The sequence below is a fragment of the Neisseria sp. P0009.S007 genome, assembly GCF_051962515.1.
Genome location: NZ_JBQCVF010000683.1, coordinates 1 through 875 on the forward strand (window position 1 = coordinate 1; position 875 = coordinate 875).

Sequence of the window (875 nt, forward strand, 5' to 3'; positions counted from 1 at the left end):
CTCATGTTCATCATGCGGTGCGGCGGGCAGGTATAGACATACACGCCTTCTTTGTCGAGCTTGAGCGTGAAGTCTTTACCGTCTTCGGAGAGGAAGTCGGCAACGCCGTCGGGCAGGGCTTTGCTTTGCACCCAGTGTCCGCTGTTAGTAGCTTTGAAGGTAACAGTGTCGCCGACTTTGGCGTTGACGTAGCCTGGCTCGAACACCATGCTACCGTCTTTGCCGTTGTCGAGCATTTTGATTTCATGATTGGCGGCGTAGGCGCCGAGGGAGGCGGTCAGCATCAGGAGGAAGAGTGATTTTTTCATGGGAAAGTCCTTTTTGTGAAGAGTATAAAATGATTGCTGGGGCTGGTTTCTTGATGGCAGATTTCCCAGCTAGGATTGCCGCATCGGGCGGATAACGGGCAGGCCTTTGCTGTCGTATAAAAGTTCGATGTCCACTTTGTACAGCCTGCCGATCATGTCCGCCTGCAATACGTCCTGCGGTGCACCCTGCGCCTGTACTTTGCCTTCGCCGAGCAGAATCACGCCGTCTGAAAACTGTGCGGCGAGGCTCAAATCGTGCAAGACCATCAGCGTAACCAGATTGTGTTCATGCGTGTATTGCACCACGCGTTCTAAAAGATTGAGTTGGTGGTGCATATCCAGCGCGCTGACCGGTTCGTCCAGCATCAGGATTTCGGGACGGCGCAGCATGACTTGGGCAAACATCACAAGCTGTCGCTGTCCGCCGGAAAGCCGCATGACGTCGCGGTGCGCCAGATGGCCGATGCCCAACTCCGCCATGATACTTGCAGCTTCGTGCAGCAGTTCGTCGCCGACGTGCATGTGCAGCGCGTCCATGCGGCCGAGCAACACGACTTCCAGCGCGGT

Annotated in this window: 2 protein-coding genes; both read right to left on the reverse strand. The window is 55.8% G+C overall.

From position 1 onward, the window contains the following. Positions 1–308, reverse strand: a 308-nt coding sequence (locus ACTHS3_RS15650; RefSeq protein WP_440368461.1) for a plastocyanin/azurin family copper-binding protein, incomplete at its 3' end; no start/stop codon positions are given. A 69-nt stretch (positions 309–377) separates the two neighbouring features. Next, on the reverse strand, positions 378–875 hold a 498-nt coding region (locus ACTHS3_RS15655; protein ID WP_440368462.1), incomplete at its 5' end, for an ABC transporter ATP-binding protein.